This window comes from Janthinobacterium lyxosi, assembly GCF_051380665.1.
GTDB lineage: Bacteria > Pseudomonadota > Gammaproteobacteria > Burkholderiales > Burkholderiaceae_D > Janthinobacterium.
This window is the reverse complement of the sequence record NZ_JBNYXM010000021.1, coordinates 21,281-47,165: the sequence shown is the minus strand read 5'-3', so window position 1 is coordinate 47,165 and position 25,885 is coordinate 21,281. Positions and strand designations below refer to the sequence as shown.

22 protein-coding genes are annotated in these 25,885 nt (G+C 62.9%); 15 read left to right on the top strand and 7 right to left on the bottom strand.

Going from position 1 to position 25,885, the window contains the following annotated elements:
• Positions 1 to 5: 5 nt before the first annotated feature.
• Positions 6 to 920 carry a carbohydrate ABC transporter permease gene (locus ACQ4WP_RS20540; RefSeq protein WP_436523856.1) on the bottom strand — a complete coding sequence of 305 codons (915 nt, stop codon included), beginning with the start codon at positions 918 to 920 and terminating at the stop codon, positions 6 to 8.
• A 115-nt stretch (positions 921 to 1,035) separates the two neighbouring features.
• Positions 1,036 to 2,298 carry an ABC transporter substrate-binding protein gene (locus tag ACQ4WP_RS20535; RefSeq protein WP_436523854.1) on the bottom strand — a complete coding sequence of 421 codons (1,263 nt, stop codon included), beginning with the start codon at positions 2,296 to 2,298 and terminating at the stop codon, positions 1,036 to 1,038.
• Between the two features lie 355 nt (positions 2,299 to 2,653).
• Between ACQ4WP_RS20535 and ACQ4WP_RS20530 the strand changes: the two genes are divergently transcribed.
• The 3 genes from ACQ4WP_RS20530 to ACQ4WP_RS20520 are packed head-to-tail and all read left to right on the top strand — an operon-like array spanning position 2,654 to position 6,126.
• Complete coding sequence (locus ACQ4WP_RS20530; protein WP_436523852.1) at positions 2,654 to 3,952, top strand: ABC transporter substrate-binding protein; 1,299 nt, start codon at positions 2,654 to 2,656, stop codon at positions 3,950 to 3,952.
• A 4-nt stretch (positions 3,953 to 3,956) separates the two neighbouring features.
• Positions 3,957 to 4,670 carry a response regulator gene (locus ACQ4WP_RS20525; RefSeq protein WP_436523850.1) on the top strand — a complete coding sequence of 238 codons (714 nt, stop codon included), beginning with the start codon at positions 3,957 to 3,959 and terminating at the stop codon, positions 4,668 to 4,670.
• Positions 4,663 to 6,126: an ATP-binding protein gene (locus ACQ4WP_RS20520; RefSeq protein WP_436523848.1), complete on the top strand. Its 1,464-nt coding sequence runs from the start codon at positions 4,663 to 4,665 to the stop codon at positions 6,124 to 6,126. The genes ACQ4WP_RS20525 and ACQ4WP_RS20520 overlap by 8 nt, the downstream gene beginning before the upstream one ends.
• A 19-nt stretch (positions 6,127 to 6,145) precedes the next feature.
• Here ACQ4WP_RS20520 and ACQ4WP_RS20515 read toward each other — a convergent pair whose 3' ends face one another.
• From ACQ4WP_RS20515 to ACQ4WP_RS20500, 4 genes are all read right to left on the bottom strand, one after another.
• Positions 6,146 to 7,372: a hypothetical protein gene (locus ACQ4WP_RS20515; RefSeq protein WP_436523846.1), complete on the bottom strand. Its 1,227-nt coding sequence runs from the start codon at positions 7,370 to 7,372 to the stop codon at positions 6,146 to 6,148.
• A gap of 285 nt (positions 7,373 to 7,657) precedes the next feature.
• On the bottom strand, positions 7,658 to 8,680 hold the full coding sequence (locus ACQ4WP_RS20510; RefSeq protein ID WP_436523844.1) for a Gfo/Idh/MocA family oxidoreductase: 1,023 nt from the start codon (positions 8,678 to 8,680) through the stop codon (positions 7,658 to 7,660).
• Between the two features lie 28 nt (positions 8,681 to 8,708).
• A complete protein-coding gene (gene iolG, locus ACQ4WP_RS20505) occupies positions 8,709 to 9,695 on the bottom strand; it encodes an inositol 2-dehydrogenase (protein ID WP_436523935.1) in 987 nt (328 codons plus the stop codon).
• Positions 9,688 to 10,554, bottom strand: coding sequence for a MurR/RpiR family transcriptional regulator (locus ACQ4WP_RS20500; protein WP_034757651.1), 867 nt, complete (start codon positions 10,552 to 10,554; stop codon positions 9,688 to 9,690). Before ACQ4WP_RS20500 ends, iolG begins: the two co-directional genes overlap by 8 nt.
• Positions 10,555 to 10,843: 289 nt before the next feature.
• Here ACQ4WP_RS20500 and ACQ4WP_RS20495 point away from each other — a divergent pair, with 289 nt between their 5' ends.
• The 11 genes from ACQ4WP_RS20495 (at position 10,844) to cobA (ending at position 23,808) form a co-directional block, all read left to right on the top strand.
• The gene (locus ACQ4WP_RS20495; RefSeq protein ID WP_092802645.1) at positions 10,844 to 11,848 is read left to right on the top strand and encodes a sugar ABC transporter substrate-binding protein; all 1,005 of its coding nucleotides are present in this window, start codon (positions 10,844 to 10,846) and stop codon (positions 11,846 to 11,848) included.
• Between the two features lie 170 nt (positions 11,849 to 12,018).
• On the top strand, positions 12,019 to 13,140 hold the full coding sequence (locus ACQ4WP_RS20490) for an ABC transporter permease (RefSeq protein WP_101484474.1): 1,122 nt from the start codon (positions 12,019 to 12,021) through the stop codon (positions 13,138 to 13,140).
• A gap of 3 nt (positions 13,141 to 13,143) precedes the next feature.
• Positions 13,144 to 13,929 (top strand): ATP-binding cassette domain-containing protein, encoded by a 786-nt coding sequence (locus ACQ4WP_RS20485; RefSeq protein WP_436523842.1) that lies wholly within the window; start codon positions 13,144 to 13,146, stop codon positions 13,927 to 13,929.
• Positions 13,930 to 13,937: 8 nt separating this feature from the next.
• Positions 13,938 to 15,884 carry a bifunctional 5-dehydro-2-deoxygluconokinase/5-dehydro-2-deoxyphosphogluconate aldolase gene (locus tag ACQ4WP_RS20480; protein ID WP_436523840.1) on the top strand — a complete coding sequence of 649 codons (1,947 nt, stop codon included), beginning with the start codon at positions 13,938 to 13,940 and terminating at the stop codon, positions 15,882 to 15,884.
• Positions 15,881 to 17,722 (top strand): 3D-(3,5/4)-trihydroxycyclohexane-1,2-dione acylhydrolase (decyclizing), encoded by a 1,842-nt coding sequence (gene iolD, locus ACQ4WP_RS20475; RefSeq protein WP_436523838.1) that lies wholly within the window; start codon positions 15,881 to 15,883, stop codon positions 17,720 to 17,722. Before ACQ4WP_RS20480 ends, iolD begins: the two co-directional genes overlap by 4 nt.
• Entirely contained in the window at positions 17,719 to 18,639 is a 921-nt protein-coding gene (gene iolE / locus ACQ4WP_RS20470; RefSeq protein ID WP_436523836.1) for a myo-inosose-2 dehydratase, read from the top strand. Before iolD ends, iolE begins: the two co-directional genes overlap by 4 nt.
• The gene (gene iolB, locus ACQ4WP_RS20465) at positions 18,636 to 19,433 is read left to right on the top strand and encodes a 5-deoxy-glucuronate isomerase (protein WP_436523834.1); all 798 of its coding nucleotides are present in this window, start codon (positions 18,636 to 18,638) and stop codon (positions 19,431 to 19,433) included. Before iolE ends, iolB begins: the two co-directional genes overlap by 4 nt.
• A gap of 13 nt (positions 19,434 to 19,446) precedes the next feature.
• On the top strand, positions 19,447 to 20,946 hold the full coding sequence (locus tag ACQ4WP_RS20460; protein WP_436523832.1) for a CoA-acylating methylmalonate-semialdehyde dehydrogenase: 1,500 nt from the start codon (positions 19,447 to 19,449) through the stop codon (positions 20,944 to 20,946).
• Positions 20,947 to 21,018: 72 nt separating this feature from the next.
• A complete protein-coding gene (locus ACQ4WP_RS20455) occupies positions 21,019 to 21,657 on the top strand; it encodes an ANTAR domain-containing response regulator (protein ID WP_436523830.1) in 639 nt (212 codons plus the stop codon).
• A 157-nt stretch (positions 21,658 to 21,814) separates the two neighbouring features.
• Positions 21,815 to 23,005 (top strand): CmpA/NrtA family ABC transporter substrate-binding protein, encoded by a 1,191-nt coding sequence (locus ACQ4WP_RS20450; RefSeq protein WP_436523828.1) that lies wholly within the window; start codon positions 21,815 to 21,817, stop codon positions 23,003 to 23,005.
• 26 nt (positions 23,006 to 23,031) lie between these two features.
• Complete coding sequence (cobA, locus tag ACQ4WP_RS20445) at positions 23,032 to 23,808, top strand: uroporphyrinogen-III C-methyltransferase (protein ID WP_436523826.1); 777 nt, start codon at positions 23,032 to 23,034, stop codon at positions 23,806 to 23,808.
• Here cobA and ACQ4WP_RS20440 read toward each other — a convergent pair.
• The gene (locus ACQ4WP_RS20440; protein ID WP_436523824.1) at positions 23,805 to 24,806 is read right to left on the bottom strand and encodes a cyclase family protein; all 1,002 of its coding nucleotides are present in this window, start codon (positions 24,804 to 24,806) and stop codon (positions 23,805 to 23,807) included. The two genes, cobA and ACQ4WP_RS20440, sit on opposite strands and share 4 nt — an antisense overlap.
• Before the next feature lie 108 nt (positions 24,807 to 24,914).
• On the opposite strand from ACQ4WP_RS20440, the gene ACQ4WP_RS20435 reads away from it, so the two are divergent.
• Positions 24,915 to 25,805 (top strand): LysR family transcriptional regulator, encoded by an 891-nt coding sequence (locus ACQ4WP_RS20435; protein ID WP_436523822.1) that lies wholly within the window; start codon positions 24,915 to 24,917, stop codon positions 25,803 to 25,805.
• Positions 25,806 to 25,885 lie beyond the last annotated feature (80 nt).

The window sequence follows — 25,885 nt, the reverse complement described above, 5'->3', positions numbered from 1 at the left end:
GGCCCCTACAGTTCGTAGCGTGTCAGCTTGCGCTGCACGAAAAAGAAATACACGCCCACGCCCATCAGGATGACGAGGAACATCATGGTGGCCACGGCGGCGCCCATGGTGGGGCTGCCTAGCTGGGCCTGGTAACCGAAGAAGGTGCGGTAAAAGAAGGTGCCGAGGATGTCTGTGGCGTAATTCGGCCCCGCCAGCGCGCCTTTCACGGAATACACGAGGTCGAAGGCATTGAAATTGGCGACGAAGGTAAGGATGGTCACCAGCCCCAGGGTGGGCCAGATCAGCGGCAGCTTGATTTGCCAGAAGATGCGCATGGCGCTGGCCCCTTCCGCGTGGGCCGCCTCGATGATTTCCTCGGGTACGGCCAGCAGGGCCGCATAGATCAGCATCATGGGGATGCCGATATATTGCCAAACTGAAATGAGGGCGATGGTCAGCAGGGCCGTCGATTCCTGGCCCAGCCACGGCGCAAAGTAGCTACCGATACCGACGCCATCCATCAGCGACTGGCCTACGCCCCACAGCGGCGACAAAATCAGTTGCCAGATGAAGCCGATGATGACCACTGAAAGCAGGGTGGGCAGGAAGATCAGGGTGCGGTAGCTGCGTTCGCCTTTTAAGCCCTTGAGGCTGAAGAGGGTGGCCAGCAGCAAGCCGATGGGGTTTTGCAGCAGCATGTGGATGAGGAAAAACTTGCAGTTGTTCCACATCGCATTCCAGAAACTTTGCGACCATTGCGGGTCGAACAGGATGGTGGCGTAGTTGGCCAGGCCCGCAAAATGATGCTGGCCGCTCTCATCGGTCGTATACAGGCCGAGGCGCAGGGTGTCGGCCAGGGGCAGGGCGCTGAACAGCGAGTAAATGACCAGCGCCGGGGCCAGGAACACGAGCACGTGCCACGGGAAAGCTTTTTTCACGGCGAAACTCCAGACGAAGAAAAGCACCGGCGGCGGGGCCGCCGGCAAAACCGCGCCACCGGGCCGCTGCATCGCACTGCTCAGGCCGGTGGCGGGGGGAGGATAACGGGTTTGATTACTGCTGCGGCTTGTACCACTTGGCAAAGCCGGACTGGATCTGGCGCGCCGCGTCTTTCGGCGCCAGCTTGCCATTCAAGACCTGGGCGTTGACGTTCCACAGTTCGTTTTCCATGCTCGGTTCGCCACGGTTGAGGATTTGCGCGTTCAGGCGGATGGTCGAGGCGCAACTGGCGCGCCAGCCGTTCATCTGCTTGGCCACCGGGTCCTTGATGGAGATCAAATGGTTCGACAGCGAGAAGAAACCCGTCACCTTGTTGGTGTAGATGTCGGCGAATTCCTGCGAACCGAGCCAGGCGAGGAATTTGTAGGCGTCTTCCTTGTTCTTCGACTTCTTGTTGACGCTCATGCCGATGTCCGTGTGGTCCGAGATATAGCACTTGTCGCCCGCCTTGCGCACGGGCGGGTTGAAGGCGCCCAGCTCCAGTTCCGGATCTTGCTTGAAGTAGGCGATGTCCCAGGAGCCGGACGGGTAGATGGCGGCCTTGCCCAGTGCAAACTGGTTCTGGCTGTCGCCATAGGTTTGCGCGCTGGCGCCCTTGGACAGATAGCTGCCCAGGCGCGCTTCATATTCCCACGCGGCGACGAATTGCGGGTCGGTAAATTTGGCCTTGCCTGCGATCAACGCCTTGCGTCCATCCTCGCCCTTCCAGTAATTGGCGCCGATGCTGGTGAAGATCACCTGGTTCGCTTCCCACTGGTCGGCCGTGCCCAGCGCCAGCGGCGCATATTTGCCGCTCTTCTTGACCGTTTCCAGCACCTTGAAGAATTCCTCTTCCGTGGCGGGCGGCTGCAGTTTCAGTTCGCGGAAGATTTTTTTGTTGTACAGGAAACCATGCATGACGGAAGCGATTGGCATGCAGAAGGTATCCTTGCCATCGTCCGTTTGCCATGCCACCTTGGCCGAGGCGGGGAAGTTGTCCATGCCGGCCTTGCCGTCGAGCTTTTCCAGCTGGCCCCGCTTGTAGAGGGCCAGCGAGACGTCGAACGGGCGGCAAGCCAGCAAGTCGCCGGCCGTGCCGCCGCTCAGGCGCGCGTTCAGGGTGGAATCATATTCGGTGGGGGCGGTGGGCGAGAACTTGATCTCGATGCCAGGATGCTTTTTCTGGAAGGCGGGGATGAGCACCGTTTCCCATAGGGTCTTGTCGTCCACGCGCCAGCTTTCGATGGTGAGCGTGCCAGCTTGTGCCGAGCCGCTGGCCAGCAGCAGTGCCAGCAATGTGTTGCGCGCGGCCATGCCGCTTTTTGCATGCAGTTGCATGTCGTCTCCTTGTTGGTGTTGGTCTTGTTTGGCTGCCTGTTACGCTGCAGTTGGCGGACAGTAGCACCCTGGAAAATGTGACGCCAGCGCTAGGCGTTGCGCTGGCCTGTATCGATTATGTTGTTGATTAAAAAGGAGAATGTTGAAATGTGCAGGCGCGCTTTCTTACCTTTCCTTACCGTCGTTTGCTACCGCCGCGCGCCGCGCCGGGCGTCAGGCGGCCAGGGCGGTTTACCGGCCGCGCAAGATAGGGCAACAAAAGCTCACATTTCTTTACAAATCAAGGTACTTAATTACCAACATGCTGTTTTGTAGTTGGGCTATAGTTTGTCGCGACAAGAAAAAGGGGACAGGATTGAAGACGCCAGCGCGCAGCACTGCCGACCGCCATGCCGGGGCCGCCCGCCGTCGCGGCGTGGCGGCGCTGGCGCTGCTTGCCCTCATGTGTAGCAGCGTGCCAGCGCGGGCCGAAGCGCTGCAAGTGCTGCATTGGTGGACTTCCGCCGGCGAGCGCCGCGCCGCCGACGTGCTGGTGGCCCGCCTGGCGCAGGAAGGCCTCGAGTGGCGCGACGTGGGTATCGCGGGCGGTGCCGGGGTCGGCGCGGGCAAGGTCTTGAAGAGCCGCGTGCTGGCCGGCAATTCGCCGGAAGTCATGCAGCTGATCGGCTATACCCTGGGCGAGTGGAGCGACCTGGGCCTGCTGCTGCAGCTCGACAGCGTCGCCGCCAGCAATAACTGGCGCGCGACCATGTATCCCACCGTGTGGGGCTTGCTGCAAAACCGCGGCCATACGATGGGCGTGCCTGCCGGCATCCACCGCATCAATACCCTGTTTTACAACCGCAAGATCTTCCAGCGCCTGGGCCTGGCCGTGCCGCGCAGCTGGAACGACTTCGAGCGCGTGGCCGGCAAGCTGCGCCAGGCCGGCATCACGCCGCTGGCGCAAAGCAGCGAAGCGTGGCAAGTGGCCACCCTGTTTGAAACGCTGGTGCTGGCCGAATCGGGCCCCGCGTATTACCGCGCCCTGTTTGTCGAGAAGAAGGCCGAGGCGTATGCCGATCCCCGCCTGCGGCACGCCTTGCAACGGCTGAGGTCGTTGAAGCAATGGATGGGCACGCCGCTGCGCGAACAGGGCTGGCCCGAGATGGCGCGCCAGGTGGGCGATGGCGAGGCGGCCATGTACATCATGGGCGACTGGGCGAAAGGCGAGCTGAACGCCTGGGGCCGCGCCACGGACGAAGTGTTCGGCTGCACCGCCGCGCCCGACACGGGCGATTACCACCTGTACAGTATCGATACCCTGGCCATGTTTGCTTCCGACTACACGCACCAGGGCGCGCAGGAAAAGCTGGCGCAGGTGGTGGCTTCGCCGCCCGTGCAGCTCGAGTACAGCCAGGTGAAGGGTTCGATTCCCGCCTTGCGCCAGGTCGACCTGTCGCGCCTGGACAGCTGCGCGCGCGCCTCGGCGCAGGCATTCGCGCGTGGCGCCGCCTTTCAGGCACCGAGCCTCGTGCACCGCATGGCCACCGATGAAACCAGCAAGGATGCCATCATCGCCGAGGTACACCGCTATTTTCTGGACGAGACGATCAGCGCGGCCGAGGCCCAGCGCCGCATCGGCATTATGTTGCAGGCGCTGAATAAAAAAGGATGAGACCATGTCGCGCAAAATCCTGATCGTTGACGACGATCAAAAGACCCGCATGCTGCTGAAGGCATACTTGGAAAAGAACCAGTACGAGGTGGGCTTGGCGCACGATGGCGCCACCTTCCTGGCCGAATTCCACCGCCACGTCGACAGCCTGTCGCTGGTGATCCTCGACGTGATGCTGCCCGACACGGATGGTTTTGCCCTGTGCAAGGTGGTGCGCGCCCGCTCGAACGTGCCCATCATCATGCTGACGGCCAGTTCCGACGAGACGGACCGCGTGGTGGGGCTGGAACTGGGGGCCGACGACTACATCGCCAAGCCCTACAGTCCGCGCGAATTGCTGGCGCGCATCAAGGCCATCCACCGCCGCACGGGCATCGACGCGGCCGCCCCGCCCCGTTATTACCGTTTCGTCGGTTTCACCCTCGATACGCTGGAACGCACGGTGACGGATGCGGACGGCGAAGCGCTGCAACTGACGGGCCTCGATTTCCAGCTGCTGCGCTACTTTGTCGAGCATCCGGGCGATATCCTCGACCGCAGCGTGCTGTGCGAACAGACGCGGGGGCGCGACGCGGGGCCGCTCGACCGCTCGCTCGATGTGCAGGTGAGCCGGCTGCGCCTGCGCCTGAAGGACGACGGCAAGCAGCCTATGCTGATCAAGACGGTGCGCGGCGCCGGTTATGTGTTCTCGGCCGACGTGAGCAGTGCGCATGCCTGAGCGGGGCGTGCGCCGGCTGCTCGGGCGCCTGCTGCCGCCATCGCTGCTGGGCCGCCTGTCCGTGGTGATGGTGGCCGGCGTGCTGGCCACGCAACTGGTGGGCAACCTGATCTGGGCCACGCAGCTGCGCCGCGATTCGGCGGTGGAGGCGCGCATGGCTTCGCAGCACCTGGCCCGCAGCGCCGCCAGCACCATCCGTTTTTTTCTCAGCTTGCCGGCCAATTATCGGCCCATCCTGATCCAGCAATTTCGCGAGATGGGCGGCACGCGCTTCTTTGTCAACGTCAACCAGGGGCCGCTGGCCATCCACGAGATTGCACCGCACGCGCTGGCCGACACGGTGGTGGCCACGGTAGGCGCGGCGCTGAAGGACGACTTGCCGCAGCTGGCCGGCTACCGCGTGGGCTTTGCCTGGCCGACCGACCTGGTGGTGGCCGACAGCGGCGCGCGTATCGGCGAACTGCCGGAAAACTGGGTCCAGCATATCTTGCTGCTGAAACCGAATCCCGCGCCCGTGCTCGTCATCCAGGCCGAGCTGGAACCGGGCAACTGGCTGTACCTGGCGGCACTGATGCCGAATCCGTATTTCTTGCAAAGCAGTAATCCGTGGACCTTGGACCGGGTGCTGCTGCAAGCGTTGTCGCTGGCGGCCGTGCTGCTGCTGTCCATCCTCGTCGTGCGTTGGACCACGCGGCCGCTAGCGGCCCTGTCCGACGCGGCCGAAGCATTTGGCCGCGGCGAGACGCCGCCGCCCTTGCCGCAGACGGGCAGCCGCGAGTTTGTGCAGACGGCGCGCGCCTTCAGCGGCATGCGCGAACGCATCCAGCGCTACTTGGAAGACCGCGAACGGCTGTTCGTATCGATTTCGCACGACTTGCGCACGCCTATCACCCGCCTGAAACTGCGCACGGAATTGCTCGACGACGATGTGCAGCGTAACGAATTCCACGACGATCTGGATGAGCTGGACATGATGGTGAAGGGTGCGCTGCAATGCGTGAAGGATAGCGACATCCATGAAAATGCCACCGAGCTCCGGCTCGACGCCTTGCTGCAGCGCATGGTGCGCGGCACCCAGCTGGCCGGCCACGATGTGCATTACGTGGAGACGGACTTGAGCGTGAAGGCCAAGCCGCTGGCGCTGAAGCGCGCCATCGGCAACTTGCTCGACAATGCCTTGTTTTACGGTAAGACGGCCCACCTGTCGGCGTGTCGCGAAGGGGGGCACGTGGTTATCCGCATCCGCGATGACGGCCCCGGCGTGGACGAAGAGGCGTTCGCCAGCCTGTTCCAGCCATACGTGCGCCTGGAACATGGCCGCGAGCAAAACGCGCATGGCATGGGACTGGGGCTGGGCATCGCGCGCAGCATCGTCCAGGCCCACGGGGGCGAGCTGACCCTGGCCAACCACCGCGACGGCGGCCTGGAAGCAACCATCCGCCTGCCTGCCCAATAAACAGTGGTCAGCGCAGTGGTCAGCGAGGCGCGGCCAGCAGCGCGCTGGGCACGCGCGGCGAGGACATCAAGTCGCGGAACGCGGCCCAGTGCTGTTCGCGCGTCGTGCCTTGGCGCTCGACATAGGCTTTGGCCATGTCCTGGCCCAGGTTGTAGTTGATGACATAGGCGCCCATGGCATCGTAGAACTGCAGGCGCTGCGCGGATTTTTCGGCCGGGTACAGGCGCACGTTGACCAGCCATTCCAGCGCTTCTTCCCGGCTCAGGCTGCCTTCGAGGTACTGGCGCGCGATGTCGTTGTCGGCGTAGCCGAGCTTGGCCAGCAGCGCATTGAGTTGCGCATAGCGGGGCGCCAGCGCCGGATCGAGGCCGGCCAGCGGGTACAGCACCTGCTGTTCGAACTCCAGCCGCTCTTCATCCGTAAAACTCAGTTCGATGCCGTAATTGGCCGTGCCTTCGGCGATCAAGGATTGTGGCGAATACAGCGGATAAATGCAGTATTCCATCCAGCCCTTGCCGCGCACCAGGTCGCGCTCTAACAGCACATTGTAGACGTGGTGACCCGGATACGCTTCGTGGCAACCGAGGTCAACGGCGCGATCGATATACACGGGCAAGTCCGTATTGATCTGGATCACGCTCTGGTAATTGCCCTTGTACCAGTTGTAGCCGCTCCATGGCTTGTCGGTGACGAATTCCAGTACAAAATCTTCGCCTTCGGGCAGCGCGATGTACTGCAGGGTGCGTTCGCGGCCCGCGCGGATGGCCGCCTCCATGACGGCGCGCAGCTTGTCGGCGGGAATGACGAGTTGCGCGCGCAAGGCGTTCACGCGCTCGCTGACCGTGCCCTCGCCTGGCAGCAGGGCGTCAATCTGCGTCACCAATTCTTCGTAGTTTGCGCGGCTGTGGTGGGGCGAAACGGCATCGTACAGGCGCGCGCTTTCCGTATCGAAATCCAGGCGTACTCCTTGCAGCATGTCCACCTTGGCCAGCACGGCTTGCAATTGCTTGCGCAGGTTGACGGCGCGCAGGCAGTGCTCGTCAGCCAGCAGGGCCAGCGCTTCATTCGCAGCAGCCTTGATGCCGCTCAAATCCCGTTGTTGTTCTACCGCTGCCGCCTGCCACTCGGGCGGGCCGTAATAGGCATCTACATAGGAAGCGTCGTGCTGGCCCATGGCCAGGACCAGTTTGACGTAACGCTCGGCCACGTCGGCAAGGGAAGGGGAGTTGCTGTCGTTATTCGTCATGGCGGCAGGGTTTTTCGCGGTTGGGCAGGCGCTTATTGTATAGCGCAATGACACGCGCGTGAGGCATGTACTCGCCACATCATTTCTTTGCAGTAATTGAGGAATCGCATCTTGATATACATCAGTGATCCGGGCATTCGGTACCTGTGTCACGCGCTTTGGCGGCAAGATGGCAATCCATCGTTGAGCACGCTGACGGCCATCCGCGATGCCATGGGTTTGCGCTTGGCCGTGGAACCCAGGCAGCCGTTTCCTGCGCCGGCTGCCTGAGCTGTTTGCAAACGCCTAGAATTCCACGGGCCGCGCCTCGCGCATCGCTTGCGTCATGGCCAGGCCGATGCGCGTCGCTTCCGTCGCGTCGTGCAAGGTCAATGACAGAGTGCGCCGGCCCAGTGCCGCATCCGTAAACTCCTGCGCCTCGATCAGGAAAGCGTCGGCGAAGCGGGCATAGAAGTCCGGCGTGCATTCATTGCGCACGCCGTGCGCATCCGAGATTTCCACGCGGTTCAGGCGCGGATTGCTACCCACGGCCAGGCGGCCACCCGTGCCGAACACTTCCGTCAGGGTTTCATGGCCATGCGCCATGGTGCGCGACGCCATGAAGCTGGCCATGCTGCCATCGCTGAACTCGACCGTTGCCAAGCCGTTGTCGACGTCGCCGAACGCCTGCAAACCCGTGTGGATGGCATTCGTGCCGCTCGCATACACGCGCCTGGGCACGGGGTTGCCCAGCAGCCAGCGCGCCAGGTCGATATCGTGCACGCTGCAATCGAGGAAGATGCCGCCGCTGGTGGGGGCGAAGCGCATGAAGGCGCCGCTGGGGTCGTTCTGGTCGCAGGTTTGCGAACGCACCAGATACGGCTTGCCGATGAAACCTTGGGCGATCTTTTGCTGCGCATCATGGTAGCTGGCATCGAAGCGGCGCACGAAGCCGATCATGACGGTCAGTTGCGGGTGGCGCGCCGCTTCCGCTTCCACCTTCAGGCAGTCGGCCAGGTCCAGCGACAGCGGTTTTTCGCAAAATACGTGCTTGCCGGCGCGCAGGGCGGCGATGATCTGGTCTGCATGCAGCGAGGTGGGGGTGACGAGAAAGACGGCGTCCAGGCCCGGGTGGGCCAGCAGGGCCTCGTAATCGGCATAGCCGGTGGCGATGCCGAGCGTGCTGGCAGCCCAGTCCAGTTCGGCTTGCACGGGGCTGCAGGCGGCCACCACTTCGGCGTTTGGCACGCGCTGCGCCAGGTTGATGGCATGGCGCTGGCCCAGCCGGCCCAGGCCGACGATGCCGACTCTTAATGTTGGGGATGACATGGTGTCTCCAAGTATTTTTATTATTGGTTTATAAAGTGACCACGCGTTGTTCGCGCCACGACAGGGTGGCCGCTTCCGCCAGTTCCAAGGCCTTCAAACCATCATGGACGGTGGTGCGCAGCGGCGTGCCGTGGCTGAGGGCGTCAAAGAAATGCGCCATTTCCTGTGCGTAGGCCACGCGGTAGCGTTCCAGGAAGAAGTCTTCCGGCTTGTCCACGCTGACGTTCACAGAACCATAGGCCGTCACTTCTGTCGGCTTGTGGTTGCCCGCCTGCAGCATGCCGGCGCTGCCCAGCACTTCGAAGCGCTGGTCGTAGCCGTAGGCTGCGCGGCGCGAGGCATTGATCTGGCACAAGCGTCCTTTGGCCGTGCGGATGGTGACGACGGCCGTGTCCAGGTCGCCCGCCTCGCCGATGGCCGGGTCGACCAGGCAGCTGCCGGTGGCGTGCACGCTGACGGCTTCATCGTCGAGTATCCAGCGGAAGATGTCGAAATCGTGGATCAGCATATCCTTGAAGATGCCGCCCGAGACCTTGATGTAGCTGACCGGTGGCGGGCCCGGATCGCGGCTGGTAACCACCAGCAGCTCCGGCGTGCCGATTTCGCCCGCTTCGATGCGTTGTTTGACGGCATTGAAAGTGGGGTCGTAGCGGCGCTGGAAACCCAGCATGCACATGACCCTGGCTTCCTTGACGGCGGCGGCGCAGGCGCGTGCCCGGTCGAGGGTCAGGTCGACGGGTTTTTCGCAAAAGATGGCCTTGCCGGCGGCGGCCGAGCGCAGGATCAGGTCCGCGTGCGTGTCCGTGCTGGAGGCGATGACGACGGCCTTGATGGCCGGGTCGGCCAGCGCCGCTTCCACGGAGGCGCTGCTGCCGCCATGCAGGCCGGCCAGCGCGGCGGCCGCTTCCTGGTTGACGTCGACCACGTACTTGAACTGTACGCCGGGTTGGGCAGCCAGGTTGGCTGCGTGGATTTTGCCGATGCGTCCGGCGCCGAACAACGCTACTTCAATCATCATGTTCTCCTGGGGTGTGGATTTCTTCGATGTCGAGCTCTAATTTGTATGCCAGCGCGATGAACAGCGCCTGGCACAGGCAGATGGTGCTGGTCAGCGAGCGGAAGGCGAAGGCGCTGCCCTCGGTGACGGTCAACAGCGCGTCGGCGGCCCGCGCGAGCGGGGCCAGCTTGCTGTCGGTAATCACCAGGACCTTGGCGCCCTTGTCTTGCGCCGCCTTGATGCACTGCTGGGTTTCCTTGCCGTAAGGCGAGAAACTGATGGCGATCGCCACATCGCGTTCGCGCACGCTGCGCATCTGTTCGCGGTGCATGCCGCCCAGTCCGCTAATCAGGTGCACGCGCTTGTCCGTGTGTTCCAGTGCGTAGGCGATGTAGGAGGCGATCGGAAAGGACCGGCGCACGCCGATTACATAGATGTTTTCCGCTTTCAACAGCAGGTTGACGGCCGCTTCCAGCTGCGCGTCGTCGAGGCCGGCAGCCAGGTCGTCGAGGCCGGCGCGGCTGGCGCCGACGAATTCGCGCGTCAGGTCGCCTGCGCTGAGGGCGGCATCGCGCGTGGAAATGAGCTTGCGGATGCGCTGCTGGTAGTCGGGCGTGGCGCCGGCCTGGTCCGTATAAGCCTGGCGGAACACGTCCTGCATTTCGGAAAAGCCCGTATAGCCGAAGCGCTGCGCGAAGCGCACGATGGCGGACGGTTGCACGTCGCAAGCGGCAGCGATGTCGCTGATGCGCTCAAGCATCAGGCTGGCCCGGTGCTTTTCAATGTATTGGGCGATGACTTTCAGCTGGCGCGACAGATTGTCGTACTCGGCGGCAATGTGCTGCATCAACTGTTCGATGGGGGCGGTGGCTGCCATGGTTTTTTCCTCTGTGTGCTTGCTGGGCCGCGTCATTGCTGCGGCTGGTTCTGACGAGAATTATAGGAGCGAATCAGAAAAATAGAAATGATTTTCTATTTTAATTTATTTTGAAAATTTTATTGCATTTGTCTTTTTTGTGGCCTAAGCTGTGCACAGTGCATCGGGTCTTGCCGGTTTCCCGGTTCCCCGTTGACACGCGACAAAAGCTGGCAACTATAAAAATTAATCCTTCAAGGAGACATTCATGCAAAGCAATAAGCGTAAGGGATTTCTGAAGAGCCTGGCCATGCTGGGCCTCGGCCTGGGACTGGGTCTGGGCATGAGCGCCAGCCACGCGGCGGGCGAGAAATTCGTGTTGATCAGCCATGCGCCTGATTCCGATTCCTGGTGGAATACGATCAAAAATTCCGTCAAGCAAGCAGGCGAAGACTTCAATGTCACCGTCGACTACCGCAATCCGCCGAATGGCGACCTGGCCGACATGGCGCGCCTGGTCGAGCAATCGGCCGCCCGCAACTACGACGGCGTGATCGTCAGCATTGCCGACTTCAGCGTGCTGCAAAAACCGCTGGGCCTCGTTGCCGCCAAGAAGATCCCGTTTGTGACGATTAATTCAGGCACCCTGGCGCAAAGCGAGCAGCTGGGCGCCGTGATGCACGTGGGCCAGCCTGAATATGAGGCAGGCAAGGGCGCCGGCGAAAAAGCCAAGGCGGCCGGCATCAAATCCTTCGTCTGCGTCAACCACTACGCGACGAACCCGTCGTCGTTCGAGCGTTGCCGCGGCTTTGCCGAAGCCATCGGCGTCGATTTCAAGGCCGCCACCCTGGATGCGGGCGAAGATCCGACCACCATCGAAAGCAAGCTGAGCGCCTACCTGCGCAACAACCCGAAAACCCAGGCCGTGCTGGCGCTGGGTCCCACCTCGGCCCACGCTTCGCTGAAGGCGCTGGAAAAAATGGGCTTGAAGGGCAAGATGTGGTTCGCCACGTTCGACCTGTCCGATGAAATCTCGAAAGGCATCAAGGATGGCAGCATCCAGTTCGCCATCGACCAGCAACCCTACCTGCAAGGCTATATTCCCGTTGCCGTGCTGGCCATCATGAAGCAGGACAAGACCACGGACCTGGCCAAGGTACGCGAAAAGCTGATCAATAACGCCAAGTTCAAGGCGCGCCTGGCCGAGTATGGCCTGGCTCCATCGTATGGCCCGCGCCATATCGGTTCCGGTCCTGGGTATGTCACCAAGGACAATATCGGCAAGGTGGAGAAATACGCCGGCCAGTTCCGTTAAGCCCCCGCTTTTTAATTCAATCAATACCTTAGTCGTTGTCCCCGCGCGCAGGCCATGCTTGCCGGCGCGCGGGTCCTGCCGCCCTGGAATTGTTGTCGAGGCTGGCAGGTTGCTATAAACAAGGGAGACATAGCATGAGTACCGTGAAATTAAGCGTGGAACAGGGCGGCATGGCCGCCTCGGGCACGCCGCCGCAAAAGCAGGGCGCCGATGAGCGCGTGGGGCAGGTCAGCTGGCTCAAGCGGCTGTTCAGCCGTCCGGAATTCGCCTCGATCTCGGGCGCCATCCTGGTGTTCGCCTTCTTCATCCTGACGGCCGGCGACTCTGGCATGTTCAACCTCGACGGCGTGATCAACTGGGCGCAAGTGGCCGCCTACCTGGGCATCATCGCCATCGGCGCCTGCGTATTGATGATCGCCGGTGAATTCGACCTGTCGATCGGTTCCATGATCGGCTTTGCCGGCATGATGATCGCCATCCCTTCCGTCTACTTCCACTGGCCCGTGTGGGCCGCCATCCTGTTCGCCTTTGCCGGTTCGATGGCACTGGGCTGGCTCAACGGCTACCTGGTCATCAAGACGCGCCTGCCTTCGTTTATCGTCACCCTGGCCTTCCTGTTCATCCTGCGCGGCCTGACCCTGGCCCTGTCCATCATGTTTGCCAACCGCACCATCGTCAGCGGCATCGGCGCGCTGGCCGCCGACGACTGGCTGGCCCTGACCCTGTTCCATGGCGAAGTGGGCACCTCGCTGTTCGCCTGGATGGCCAAGGCGGGCTGGATCACGGCGCTCGACAACGGCGCGCCGCTGGTCAAGGGCATACCGAAAGTCATCGTCTGGTGGGCCGGCCTGGCGCTGGTGTCCGGCTTCGTCCTGGCCCGCACCCGCATCGGCAACTGGATCTTCGCCGTCGGCGGCGACGCCAACGCGGCCAAGAACGTGGGCGTGCCTGTGAAAACCATCAAGGTATCGCTGTTCGTCTTCACGGCCTTCTGCGCCTGTTTGTTTGCCACATTGCAAGTATTTGACGTGGGTTCGGCTGCCGCCGACCGCGGCATGCAGAAGGAGTTCGAAGCCATCATCGCGGCCGTCATCGGCGGCGCCTTGCTGACGGGCGGCTACGGTTCCGTCGTCGGCGCCTGCTTCGGCGCGCTGATCTTCGGCGTGGTGCAGATCGGCATTACTTATACCAATATCAATTCCGACTGGTTCCGCGTCTTCCTCGGCGTCATGCTGCTGATCGCGGTACTGTTCAACAACTTTGTCCGTGCCCGTGTCACGGAAGCGAGATAAGCCATGAGCGAATACATCCTTGCGCTGGAAAACATCAGCAAACGTTTCGGCTCCGTCATCGCCCTGCAAAACGTCACCCTGCGCTTGAAACCGGGCGAAGTGCATTGCCTGCTGGGCGACAACGGCGCCGGCAAGTCGACCCTGATCAAGACGCTGGCCGGCGTGCACCGGCCTACCAGCGGCGACTACCTGGTCGATGGCAAGAGCGTCAGCTTCAATTCGCCGAAAGAGGCGCTCGACCTGGGCGTGGCGACCGTCTACCAGGACCTGGCGCTGGTGCCATTGCTGTCGGTCGCGCGCAATTTCTTCATGGGCCGCGAACCGATCAGGAAAATGTTCGGCGTGCTGCCCGTGATGGATATGGAGTACGCCGCCACCACGGCGCGCGACAAGCTGGCCGAGATGGGCATCATGGTGCGCGACCCGCACCAGGCCGTGGGCACCATGTCGGGCGGCGAGCGGCAATGCCTGGCGATTGCCCGCGCCATCCACTTCGGCGCGCGCGTGCTGATCCTCGACGAGCCGACGGCCGCGCTGGGCGTGAAGCAGTCGTTCAATGTGCTGAAACTGATCTACAAGGCGCGCGAACGGGGCTTGTCCGTGATCTTTATTACCCACAATGTGCACCATGCCTATCCCGTGGGCGACTCGTTCACGCTCCTGAACCGGGGCAAGTCGCTGGGCACTTACACCAAGGAAACCGTTTCCAAGGATGAAGTACTCGACATGATGGCGGGCGGTGCGGAAATGCAAACGCTGATGGCTGAACTCGACGGTGTCACGATTTAAGGATAACCATGAATAACCCGACACAATTTGCCCAGGGCCGCGCGCTCGACGTGATCTGCCTGGGCCGCCTGGCGGTGGACCTGTATGCGCAGCAAATCGGCAGCCCGCTGGAAGACGCGACCAGTTTCGCCAAGTACCTGGGCGGCTCGTCGGCGAATATCGCCTTCGGCACGGCCCGCCTGGGCCTCAAGTCCGCCATGCTGTCGAAGGTTGGCGACGACCACATGGGCCGTTTCTTGACGGATACCTTGTCGAAAGAGGGCTGCGACGTCAGCCATGTGGGTATCGACCGCGACCGCCTGACGGCGCTGGTGATGCTGGGTATCAAGGACAAGGACACCTTCCCCCTGATCTTCTACAGGGAAAATTGCGCCGACATGGCCATCGACCTGGTGTCGGTGGATGCGGCCTTCATTGCATCGAGCAAGGCGCTCTTGATCACCGGCACGCATTTTTCCACGGCTGCCATGCACGCCGTCAGCACGCAGGCCCTCAAATTGGCGCGTGCCAACAACGTGCGCAGCGTGCTCGACATCGATTACCGGCCCGTGCTGTGGGGACTCTCTGGCAAGGCGGATGGCGAAACGCGCTTCGTCTCGAACGACGGTGTGACCCGCCACCTGCAGGCGATCCTGCCGCAGTTCGACCTGATCGTCGGCACGGAAGAGGAATTCATGATTGCCGGCGGCGGCGGCGATATCATGGCCAGCTTGCGCGCCGTGCGGGCCGCCACCCTGGCCACCCTGGTCGTCAAGCGGGGCCCGCTGGGCAGCGCCGTCATCGACAATGTTGTGCCGCACAGTCTCGACGACGCGTATAACTACCGTGGCGTGCGCGTGGAAGTGCTCAATGTGCTGGGCGCGGGCGACGCTTTTCTCTCCGGCTTTTTGAAAGGCTGGCTGCGCGGCGAGGATTACGAAGCGTGCTGCCGCTACGCGAATGGCTGCGGTGCCCTCGTTGTGTCGCGCCACGGCTGCGCGCCGGCCATGCCGTCGCCCGTCGAGCTCGACTATTTCCTGGCCAATGCAGCCAAGCTGACGCAGCCGGACCAGGACGCCACCTTGTCGCGATTGCACCGTACGACGGTGGCGCGCAAGCAATGGGATGAATTGTGCGTGTTTGCGTTCGATCACCGCACGCAATTCTTTGAACTGGCGCAACAAACGGGCGCATCCGAGTCGCGTATCTTAGCCTTGAAGCAATTGATGGTGCAAGCCGTGGCGCAGACGGAAACGGCATTGCAGCTGGCCGGCAAGACGGGTGTGCTGATCGATGGGCGCTATGGCGTCGACGCGCTCAACGATGCGACGGGGCGGGGCTGGTGGATAGGGCGTCCCGTGGAATTGCCGGGATCGAATCCGCTGCAATTCGACTGGGGCCGCTCCATCGGCTCGCATTTGCTCAGCTGGCCGAAGGAGCACGTGATCAAATGCCTGGTGCAGCTGCACCCGGACGATGCCGTGGAAAACCGCCTGGAACAGGAAGCGCAGATCAAGGCCCTGTATGACGCGGCGCAAGTGAGCGGTCACGAACTGTTGCTGGAAGTCATACCGTCGGACGCCTTGCCACAGGGCGACGATACCGTCTTGCGCGCCGTCAAGCGCCTCTACAACCTGGGCATTTATCCGGAATGGTGGAAGCTGGAAAGCATGTCGGCTGCGCAATGGCAAGCCATCGATGCCCTCGTGCACGAACGCGATCCATATTGCCGTGGCGTGGTATTGCTTGGCTTGAACGCGCCCATCGCCGCCCTGGCCACCAGCTTCGAAGAAGCCAGTGCCAGCACGACGTGCCGCGGCTTCATGGTGGGCCGCACCATCTTCCAGGAACCGAGCCGCCGCTGGTTGGCCGGCGAACTCGACGATGCAGGCCTGATCGCCGCCGTGCGCGCCAACTTCGAGCAGCTCATTAGCTTGTGGCAACGCACGCGCAACCGTCTGGAGCGTGCAGCATGAGCGCCACTGTCCGCTTGACCATGGCGCAGGCGCTGGTCCGCTATCTGGCCGCCCTGCGCACGGAAGAGGGGGATGGTAGCTTGCTTCCCCTGTTCGGCGGCGCCTTTGCCATCTTTGGCCACGGCAACGTGGCAGGCCTGGGCGAAGCGCTGTACCAGTACCGCGACAGTTTTCCCACCTACCGCGCCCACAATGAACAGGCGATGGCGCACTCTGCCATTGCCTACGCGAAAGCGCACATGCGCCGGCGCATGATGGCCGTCACCAGTTCCATCGGTCCCGGTGCCACCAACTTGCTGACAGCTGCCGCCCTGGCGCACGTGAATCGTTTACCGGTACTGCTCTTGCCGGGCGACGTGTTCGTCTCGCGCGCGCCGGATCCGGTGCTGCAGCAGCTGGAAGACGCCACGGATGGCAGCGTTTCCGTCAACGATGCATTCAAGCCGCTGTCGCGTTACTTTGACCGGATTATCTATCCGGAACAGTTGCTCACCGCCTTGCCACGCGCCATTGCCGCCTTGACGGACCCGGCCGCCTGCGGTCCCGTGACCTTGTCCCTGCCGCAAGACGTGCAGACGATGGCGTATGACTATCCCGTCGACTTTTTCGAGCCGAGGATCGTGCGTTTCCGCGCCTTGCCGCCCGTCGAGCAGGAGCTGGAAGAAGCGGCGCTGCTATTGAAAAATGCGAAACAGCCGCTGATCGTGGCCGGTGGCGGCGTGCTGTACGGCAAGGCCAGCGTCGCCTTGCAGGCGTTTGCCGAACGGCACGGCATCCCCGTGGCGGAAACCCAGGCGGGCAAGAGTGCCTTGTCATGGGACCATCCGCTGCAGCTGGGCGCCATCGGCGTGACGGGTTCGCCCGCCGCCAACGCGCTGGCGTTTGATGCGGACGTGGTGCTGGCCATCGGCACGCGCTTGCAGGATTTTACGACCGGCTCGAACTCCCTGTTTGCGCAAGCGCAACTGGTCAGCCTGAACGTCAACAGTTTTGACGCGCTGAAACGCCGTGGCCTGGGCTTGCAGGCGGACGCGACGCTGGGCTTGCAAGGACTGTCGCGGCTGCTGGGCAGCTGGAACAGCGGGGGCCTATGGCTGGACCGCGCACAGCAGGCGGGCAATGCCTGGCGCGAGACAGTCAACAGCATCACGGGCCGGCGCGAGGTGGCTGGCTTGCCGTACGACGGCGAAGTCATCGGCGCCGTGCAGCGTTCATCACCGGACTCCAGCAGCAACGATATCGTCGTTTGCGCGGCAGGCACCTTGCCGGCTGAACTGCATAAACTGTGGCGAACGGAAACACCGGGCGGCTACCACATGGAATACGGCTACTCGTGCATGGGTTATGAAATTGCCGGCGGCCTCGGCGTCAAGATGGCCAAACCCGAGCGCGAAGTGATCGTCATGGTGGGCGACGGCAGCTATCTGATGATGAATTCGGAAATCGCCACCGCCGTCATGCTGGACAAGAAACTCATCATCGTCGTGCTCGACAACCGTGGCTATGGCTGCATCAACCGATTGCAGCAGGCGTGCGGCAATGCCTCTTTCAACAATATGTTACCCGACAGCGCACCCGTGATTGACTTTGCGCTGCACGCGCAGTCGCTGGGCGCGCTCTCCGAACACGTGGGCAACATCGCCGAGCTGGAGCAAGCCATGCTGCGCGCCCGGGCAGCTTCCCGCACGTATCTGATCTGCATCAATACGGACGACACGCGTACGACCGCAGAGGGTGGTTGCTGGTGGGAAGTGGCCGTGCCTGAAGTCTCCACGCAAGCCGGCGTGCAAGCTGCCCGCATCCGTTATGAACTTGACCGCCAAGGACAAATAAAATGAACGCACCAACCTGGAATGTGAAGATCGGCATCAACCCGATCTCGTGGATGAACGACGATTTGCCCAGCCTGGGCGGTGAAACTCCGCTGGAAACGGCCTTGAAAGAGGGCGCCGGGATCGGCTACGTGGGTTTCGAGCTGGGCAACAAGTTTCCCAAGGACGCCCCGGCCTTGAACGCCGTGCTGGCCAAGTATGACCTGGCCTGCGTCTCGGGCTGGTATTCGGGTCGGCTGGCGCACCGCTCTGTGGAAGAGGAAATCGCTGCAGTTGGCGCGCATTTACGCTTGCTGGCCGATAGCGGCGCCAGCGTCATGGTCTATGGCGAAGTGGCCGACGCCATCCAGGGCGAAGCGCGCCCGCTGTACAAACGTCCCCGTTTCCAGACCCAGCAGCAGTGGCAGGCCTATGCGGACAAATTGACGGCGTTTGCCGCCCACCTGCTGGCGCACGGCGTGCGTCTGGCCTACCACCACCACATGGGCGCCTACGTGGAAACGCCGGCGGACGTGGATCAACTGATGGCCTTGACGGGGCCGGAAGTGGGCTTGTTGTTCGACACGGGGCACATCACCTTTGCCGGCGGCGACGCGCTAGCCGTTTTGAACAAGCATATCGAGCGCATCTGCCACGTGCATTGCAAGGATGTGCGCCCCAACGTGGTGAAACTGGCCCGCAATGGCCACTGGAGTTTCCTGCAGGCCGTCATCAATGGCGCCTTCAGCGTGCCCGGCGATGGCAGCATCGACTTCCCAGCCATCTTGACACGCTTGTATCTGCACGGTTACGAAGGCTGGCTGGTGGTGGAAGCGGAGCAAGACCCGGCTGTCGCCCCCAGCTATGAGTACGCGAAGATGGGCCACGATTACCTGGCTAGCCTCGTCGATGCCATTCCCCGCCTGGGCAGGGAGGCGGCATGAGCCCGCTGCTGGTCAAGGCCCGGCCTGGTTCCATCATCGTCGAGGTCACGCCCGAGTCGGCCGGCTGGACGCATGTGGGCTTTGCCGCGCACCGTCTGGCTGCCGGGGAACAGTTGAATGTGGACACGGGCAGCCGCGAACTGTGCATCGTTGTATTGACGGGCACGGTCACCGTCCAGGCGGGCGGGCAGACCTGGGAAGCCATCGGCAATCGCCAAAGCGTCTTCGAGGACCGCTCGCCGCATGCCGTGTATGTCCCACTGGATACGAAGGTCAGCATTACGGCCGTGAGCGCTGGCGAAGTGGCTCTGTGCAGCGCCCCGGCCACGACGCATCGCCCGGCGCGCCTGATCGAACCGGCCAGCATGACGCGCTCCGTGCGCGGCAAGGGCGCCAATACCCGCTATGTGTGCGACATCCTGCCGCAAACGCAAGAGGCCGATGGCTTGCTGGTGGTCGAGGTGGTCACGCCGTCCGGCCATTCATCGAGCTATCCGCCGCACAAGCACGACAGCGACAATGTGCCGCTGGAAAGTTCGCTGGAAGAAACGTATTACCACCGTCTGAACCCGGAGCAGGGCTTTGCGTACCAAAGAGTCTACACGGATGACCGTTCCATCGACGAGGCCATGGCCGTGGAAAACCACGACGTGGTGATGGTGCCCAGGGGTTACCACCCCGTCACCGTGCCGTATGGCTATGACGGCTATTACCTGAACGTGATGGCCGGCCCAAAACGCGTGTGGCATTTTAAAAACGACCCGGCCCATGAGTGGCTGATGAATACTAAATAATCAAGGACAAGATATGACTACCCCGACAATTGGCCACTTTATTGGTGGCAACCCGATGGCGTCGCGCTCCGAGCGCACCAGCGAGGTCTTCAATCCCGCCACGGGCGCCGTCTCGGCCAAGGTGTCGCTGGCCACGCCGAGCGAGCTGAACGCGGCCGTGGCCGCCGCCCATGCGGCCTTTCCTGCCTGGTCGCAAACTTCGCCCCTGCGCCGCGCACGCGTCATGTTCAAGTTCAAGGAATTGCTGGAAGAACATGCCGATCAATTGGCTGCCCTGATCACGGCGGAACACGGCAAAGTGTTTACGGATGCCAAAGGGGAAGTCACGCGCGGCATCGAAGTGGTGGAATTTGCCTGTGGCATCCCGCAGCTGATGAAGGGAGAATATTCGGAGCAAGTGGCTGGCGGTATCGACGCTTGGTCGATTCGCCAGGCGCTCGGTGTCTGCGTCGGCATCACGCCCTTCAACTTCCCTGTCATGGTGCCGATGTGGATGTTCCCGATGGCGATTGCCTGCGGCAATACGTTCGTACTCAAACCATCCGAGCGCGACCCGTCGGCCAGCCTGCTCCTGGCGCAGCTGTTGACGGACGCGGGCTTGCCCGACGGCGTCTTCAACGTCGTGCAGGGCGACAAGGAAGCCGTGGATGGCTTGCTGCATCACCCGGATGTGCGCGCCGTCAGCTTTGTCGGTTCCACGCCGATCGCCGAATACATCTACGCCACCGGCTGCGCGCAGGGCAAGCGCGTGCAAGCCCTGGGTGGTGCGAAAAACCACATGGTCGTCATGCCCGACGCGGATATTCCCCAGACGGTGGATGCCCTGATGGGCGCCGCCTTCGGTTCGGCGGGCGAGCGTTGCATGGCCATTTCCGTCGTCGTGGCGGTCGGCAATGTCGCGGATCAACTGGTCGAAGCGCTGGTGCCCCGCATCGCCGCCTTGAAAATCACGCAGGGCATGGATTTGAAGGCTGAAATGGGCCCCGTGGTCACGCAAGTACACAAGGACAAAATTACCGGCTACATCGCCACAGGCGTAAAGGAAGGCGCCAAGCTGGTGGCCGACGGACGCGGTTTCGTCTTGCCCGGCCATGAAAACGGCTTTTTCCTTGGCGGCAGCCTGTTCGACCATGTGACGCCGGAAATGACGATTTACAAGGAAGAAATCTTCGGCCCCGTGCTGTGCATCGTGCGCGTGCCTGATTTCACGACGGCGCTGGACCTCGTCAACGCCCACGAATACGGCAACGGCACGGCGATTTATACGCGCGATGGCAACACGGCGCGCGAATACACGCACCGGGTGCAGGTGGGAATGGTCGGGGTAAATGTACCGATCCCCGTGCCGATGGCCTTCCACAGCTTCGGCGGCTGGAAGCGCAGCCTGTTTGGCGACCACCACGCGCATGGCCCGGAATCCGTACGTTTTTATACAAAACAGAAGGCTGTCACCCAGCGCTGGCCCGCGTCAACAAAGGCTGGCGCCGAATTTGCCATGCCGACTCTCAAGTAAAACGCAAAACCAGCTGGTTCGTTTCTTGCTTACTGCAATGGTTAATTGTTTAGCCATTGCAGATAGCCCTCCATGACGTCCAGCCGTACCCAGCCTTTGCGCATCGTAGTCGTCAACACTATTGTCGAGCACGGCGTGCACGAGAATGCGGCATTGGCTTCGCAAGTGCTGCGCGGCAATGCCTTGCGCATCGGCTTGCTGGAATCGGGCTTTGACATCGTCGCCTCGCTTCCAGCCGACCTCTACCTTCCCGAGCGCATTGCGCAACTGCAGCCTGACCTTATCATCATCGATGCCGAATCGGATGCGCGCGATGTGCTTGAACACATCGTCATCGCCACGCGCGACGAGCGCCGTCCCATCGTCTTGTTTACCGAAGACGGCGCCACGGCCAGCATCGACGCGGCCATGGCGGCCGGCGTGTCCGCCTATATCGTTGCCGGCTTGCAGGCCGAGCGCATCTTGCCCGTGCTGAACGTGGCGCTGGCGCGCTTCCGCCAGGAAGAAAAATTGCGTGCCGAATTGCTCGACACGCGGCACAAGCTGCTCGAACGCAAGGTAATCGAGCGGGCCAAGGGCCTGTTGATGACGCATCAGGGCTTGACGGAAGAGCAGGCTTACCAGCGGCTGCGCAGCATGGCCATGAACAAGAAGCTGAAACTGGCGGAAATTGCCCAGCGCATCCTCGACGTGGAGGACTTGCTGGGATGAATCGTCCATTTCCTGACACATGTTGGTGCGGCGCACCATTGCAGTGCGTTTCCCGCCGCCCTGGACCGGGCATGCACAGGCACGGTCCTTGCTGCAGGATGGGCATGGCCTTGCCCATATCGGCGCGGAAAAACAGTATTTATCAGCAAGGAATGGTATGACAGAGCAAGCGGGCAGGCAGGCAGAACGTAGCGCCCAGGTGACGCGATCAGTACAGCCGGAAAAACAGACGATACGCATCGGCTACCTGCCGCTGACCGATTGTGCCTCGCTGGTGATGGCCTCGAAGCTGGGCCTGGATGAAAAATACGGCATCAAGATCGAACTGAGCCGCGAGATGTCGTGGGCCGGCGTGCGCGACAAATTGAATAACGGCGAACTCGACGCTGCCCACGTGTTGTACGGTCTCGTGTATGGCGTGCAGATGGGCATCGGCGGGCATCAGCACGACATGGCCGTGCTGATGAATTTGAATCACAGCGGCCAGGCCGTCACCCTGTCGGCGGCGCTGGCGCGTGAAGGCGCCCACGATGGTCCCACCTTGGCGCGGCACATGCGCGCTGCGGCGCGGCCTTTTGCGTTTGCGCATACTTTCCCGACCGGTAACCATGCGATGCTGCTGCAATACTGGCTGGCCGCGCATGGCATCGATCCGCTGCGCGATGCGCGCGTGATGACGGTGCCGCCGTCGCAAATGGTGGCCGCCTTGCGCGCGGGCCAGATGGAGGGCTTTTGCGCCGGCGAACCGTGGGGCTACAAGGCCATCGTCGATGGCGTGGGCGTGACGGCCACCACCAGCGGCGCCATCTGGCCCGACCATCCGGGCAAGGTGCTGGGCACCAGCGCCGCGTTTGCGCACCAGCATCCAAACAGCTGTCGCGCCCTGATCGCTGCCGTGCTCGAGGCGGGACGCTGGATCGACGCCAGCGACACCAACCGGATGGCCATGGCGGCCACTCTTGCCGAGCCCGCTTATCTGAATACGCCGCAGGAAACGCTGGCGCCGCGCATCCTCGGCCAGTATCAGGATGGCCTGGGCAAAACCTGGGACGAGGCGCACGGTTTGAAGTTCTACCAGGACGGCGCCGTGAATTTCCCCTACCTGTCCGACGGCATGTGGTTCATGACCCAGCACCGGCGCTGGGGCTTGCTGCGCGACGAGCCTGATTACCTGGCGGTGGCAAGGCAAGTCAATCGCATCGACCTGTACCGCCAGGCGGCGGAAATGACGGCCACGCCTTTGCCAGCGTCACCGATGCGCCGTTCGACCCTGTGCGACGACGTCGTGTGGGATGGCAGCGCGCCGGAAGCGTACGCGGCATCGTTTGCCATCGGCCACTGTTTTTGACTGAATTTCTGATTGGAGACTGCATCATGGCACAACAAGGAAGCGTGACCTTGGTCGGCGCCGGCCCCGGCGACCCGGACCTGTTGACGATCAAGGCAGTGAAGGCCATCGCGCGGGCCGACGTGGTGCTGATCGATGACCTCGTCAACCCGGCCATCCTCGCGCATGCGGCGCCCGGCGTGCGCGTGGTCGAGGTGGGCAAGCGGGGCGGCTGTGCGTCCACGCCGCAAGCCTTCATCGAGCGCCTGATGCTGGCCGAGGCGCGTGCCGGCCTGCACGTGGTGCGCCTGAAAGGGGGCGACCCCTACCTGTTCGGGCGCGGCGGCGAAGAGCGCGCCTATCTGCGCAGCCACGGCGTGGCCGTCGAGGTGATACCCGGCATCAGCAGCGGCCTGGCCGCCCCGTCGTCCATCGGCGTACCGCTGACGCACCGCAGCTGGAGCCAGGGCGCGATCTTCGTCACGGGCCATGGCAAGGATAGCGCCTCGGAGCCGAACTGGGCGGCATTGGCGCAAAGCGGCCTGACCCTGGTCATCTACATGGGCGTGGCGCGGGTGGTGGCCATCCAGGCGGGTTTGCTGGCCGGCGGCATGGCGCCCGGCACGCCCGTGGCTGTGGTGCAATCGGCCAGCTTGCCGGCACAGCGCCAGTTGCTGAGTACTTTGCACGCCTTGCCGCATGACTTGCTGACCAGCGGCCTGGGCAGTCCCAGCATCATCGTCGTGGGCGACGTGGTGCGCTGCGCCGATGCCTGGGATGACCATGGCGCTGGCGCCTTGCTGGCCGCTGCCGTCGAACGCTAGCGTATCGGCAGCGCCACGGGACGGATGGGCGCCGCGTCGCCGCCCCGGAACTTCAAGGAGGCGCCGATGAAGGCAAACTGGTACACCTTGTCGCGCGACAGCGCTTCCAGGTCGACCAGTTCCAGGATGGGCGTGCCCTGCTGCGCCAGCAAATAGGTGTGCACGGGCAGGTAGTTGCCGGCCACTTCGGAGGGAAACGCCTCGAAACTGAGGTTGTCCGCGCCCACCACCATGGCGCCGCCATCTTCCACGAGGAATTTCGCCGCATCGAGCGACAGGCCGGGCGGATTGGCCATGTAGGCCTGCGCCTGCTCATAGTGCTGCATGCGGCCCGTGCGTATCAGCACCACGTCGCCCTTTTCCAGCGTGATCTTCTGGTGCGCCAGCGCCGCGCGCAAGTCCTGCCGCGTGACCCGGTAATTGTCGGGCAGCTGTGACAGTCCCTTGGCCACGGCCACGTCGATCAGCACGCCGCGCGCGACGATGGGCGGCAGTTTTTCCGCGCCCGTCACGGTCCAGCCCCGGTCGCCCAGATACTGTTCCTCTGTAAAACCGTTCCAGATCTTGCCGTTCAAGCCGAAGTGGTTGAGGGCGTCGATATGCGTGCCCATGTGCGCATACATGGACACGGCCGAACCAGTGTAACTGACGTGGCGGTTCATGGTGACGCCCACGTGCATCGAGTCGGCCACCACATTGCCCTTTGGCGTGTGCGTCATCCACATCTGGTAGGGCGGATCGCCGGCCGCCTGCCAGCTGGGCATGCCGACATAGAAATCGACGGCCAGGTCATAGCTCTTGCCGCCGTCGATGCGCGCCAGGATGCCGGCGCGCGAGGTTGGCGTCATCAGGTTCAGGCGGCCGATTTCGTCTTTCGGCCCCCAGGGGCTGACGCCCACTTCAGGCAGGGCGGTGGTGGCCGGGGCCGCCTGCGCTGCGCCAGCCAGCAGGGCCAGCAGCAGCGGCAGGGTGTTTGACGGGGACGGGAAGGTGAACATGGGGTGCTCCTTGTGTCAGGTGAAGAATGAAGTCATCATCATATTGTTTTTCATTTGGATAATAATCAGCGATAAAATAATAATATATTCAACTGCAAGGAAAGAATCATGGATGTCCTGGCGCACATGCGCGTGTTCCGCAAGGTGGTCGAACGCGACAGCTTCAGCAAGGCGGCGCAGGACCTGAACCAGTCGGCGGCGGCCATCAGCAAGCAGGTGCGCCAGCTGGAGGCGCGTGTGGGCACCGTGCTGCTGGTGCGCACCACGCGGCGCATGAGCCTGTCAGACGGCGGCCGGGCCTACTATGCTGAATGCTGCCGCCTGCTCGACGAGGTCGATGCGCTGGAACTGGCCACGCGCGGCTGCGCCGGCAAGGTGGCGGGGCGGCTGCGCGTGAATGCGCCGCTGTCGTTTGGCCTGAAAGTGCTGTCGCCCCTGCTGCCGACCTTCATGGCGCGCTATCCGGAAGTCAACATCGAGATGACCCTGGACGACCGCCTGCGCGACGTGGTGGGCGAGGGCTATGACGTGTCGCTGCGCATCCGCGCCGCGCTGGCCGATTCGACCCTGGTGGCGCGCCGCCTGGGCGACGTCGAGCAACTGATTTGCGCGGCGCCCGCCTACCTGGCGCGGCGCGGCACGCCGCTGCAGGCGCAGGACTTGCACGGCCACGATTGCCTGGCGTATCGGCTGGCCGACAGCCCCGGCGTCTGGCAACTGGCCGGCCCGGAAGGGACGAGCAGCATCGTCCTGCCCGTGCGCTTTTCCGCCGACAGCAGCCTGCTGCTGGCCGACATGCTGGTGGCCGGCATCGGCGTGGGCGCGTTGCCGTCCTTCGTCGCCAGGCCCCTGCTGGCCAGCGGCACCCTGGTGCGGGTGCTGCCATCGCACGGCATGGCCAGGCGCGGCGTGTATGCGTTGACGCCCGATGGACGCCATGTGCAGGAAAAGGTGCGCGCCTTTTGCGACTTCCTGGCCGGTGCGCTGCAGACGGTATAGGCGCGGTGTTTTCCAGTGCAGCCATCATGCGCGCTTTTTTTCTTGCACAAGCGCGTCGGGCAGGAGCTTTGATAGTATCC

Excerpts from the sequence above, each read along its gene's own strand:
- ACQ4WP_RS20435 (WP_436523822.1), top strand. The coding sequence starts at position 24,915 with ATGGATGTCCTGGCGCACATGCGCGTGTTCCGCAAGGTGGTCGAACGC.
- ACQ4WP_RS20455 (WP_436523830.1), top strand. The coding sequence starts at position 21,019 with ATGACGTCCAGCCGTACCCAGCCTTTGCGCATCGTAGTCGTCAACACT.
- ACQ4WP_RS20450 (WP_436523828.1), top strand. The coding sequence starts at position 21,815 with ATGACAGAGCAAGCGGGCAGGCAGGCAGAACGTAGCGCCCAGGTGACG.
- iolG (WP_436523935.1), bottom strand. The coding sequence starts at position 9,695 with ATGATTGAAGTAGCGTTGTTCGGCGCCGGACGCATCGGCAAAATCCAC.
- ACQ4WP_RS20515 (WP_436523846.1), bottom strand. The coding sequence starts at position 7,372 with ATGACGAATAACGACAGCAACTCCCCTTCCCTTGCCGACGTGGCCGAG.
- ACQ4WP_RS20460 (WP_436523832.1), top strand. The coding sequence starts at position 19,447 with ATGACTACCCCGACAATTGGCCACTTTATTGGTGGCAACCCGATGGCG.
- ACQ4WP_RS20510 (WP_436523844.1), bottom strand. The coding sequence starts at position 8,680 with ATGTCATCCCCAACATTAAGAGTCGGCATCGTCGGCCTGGGCCGGCTG.
- iolB (WP_436523834.1), top strand. The coding sequence starts at position 18,636 with ATGAGCCCGCTGCTGGTCAAGGCCCGGCCTGGTTCCATCATCGTCGAG.
- iolE (WP_436523836.1), top strand. The coding sequence starts at position 17,719 with ATGAACGCACCAACCTGGAATGTGAAGATCGGCATCAACCCGATCTCG.
- ACQ4WP_RS20535 (WP_436523854.1), bottom strand. The coding sequence starts at position 2,298 with ATGCAACTGCATGCAAAAAGCGGCATGGCCGCGCGCAACACATTGCTG.
- cobA (WP_436523826.1), top strand. The coding sequence starts at position 23,032 with ATGGCACAACAAGGAAGCGTGACCTTGGTCGGCGCCGGCCCCGGCGAC.
- ACQ4WP_RS20480 (WP_436523840.1), top strand. The coding sequence starts at position 13,938 with ATGAATAACCCGACACAATTTGCCCAGGGCCGCGCGCTCGACGTGATC.
- ACQ4WP_RS20520 (WP_436523848.1), top strand. The coding sequence starts at position 4,663 with ATGCCTGAGCGGGGCGTGCGCCGGCTGCTCGGGCGCCTGCTGCCGCCA.
- ACQ4WP_RS20485 (WP_436523842.1), top strand. The coding sequence starts at position 13,144 with ATGAGCGAATACATCCTTGCGCTGGAAAACATCAGCAAACGTTTCGGC.
- ACQ4WP_RS20440 (WP_436523824.1), bottom strand. The coding sequence starts at position 24,806 with ATGTTCACCTTCCCGTCCCCGTCAAACACCCTGCCGCTGCTGCTGGCC.
- ACQ4WP_RS20500 (WP_034757651.1), bottom strand. The coding sequence starts at position 10,554 with ATGGCAGCCACCGCCCCCATCGAACAGTTGATGCAGCACATTGCCGCC.
- iolD (WP_436523838.1), top strand. The coding sequence starts at position 15,881 with ATGAGCGCCACTGTCCGCTTGACCATGGCGCAGGCGCTGGTCCGCTAT.
- ACQ4WP_RS20490 (WP_101484474.1), top strand. The coding sequence starts at position 12,019 with ATGGCCGCCTCGGGCACGCCGCCGCAAAAGCAGGGCGCCGATGAGCGC.
- ACQ4WP_RS20525 (WP_436523850.1), top strand. The coding sequence starts at position 3,957 with ATGTCGCGCAAAATCCTGATCGTTGACGACGATCAAAAGACCCGCATG.
- ACQ4WP_RS20495 (WP_092802645.1), top strand. The coding sequence starts at position 10,844 with ATGCTGGGCCTCGGCCTGGGACTGGGTCTGGGCATGAGCGCCAGCCAC.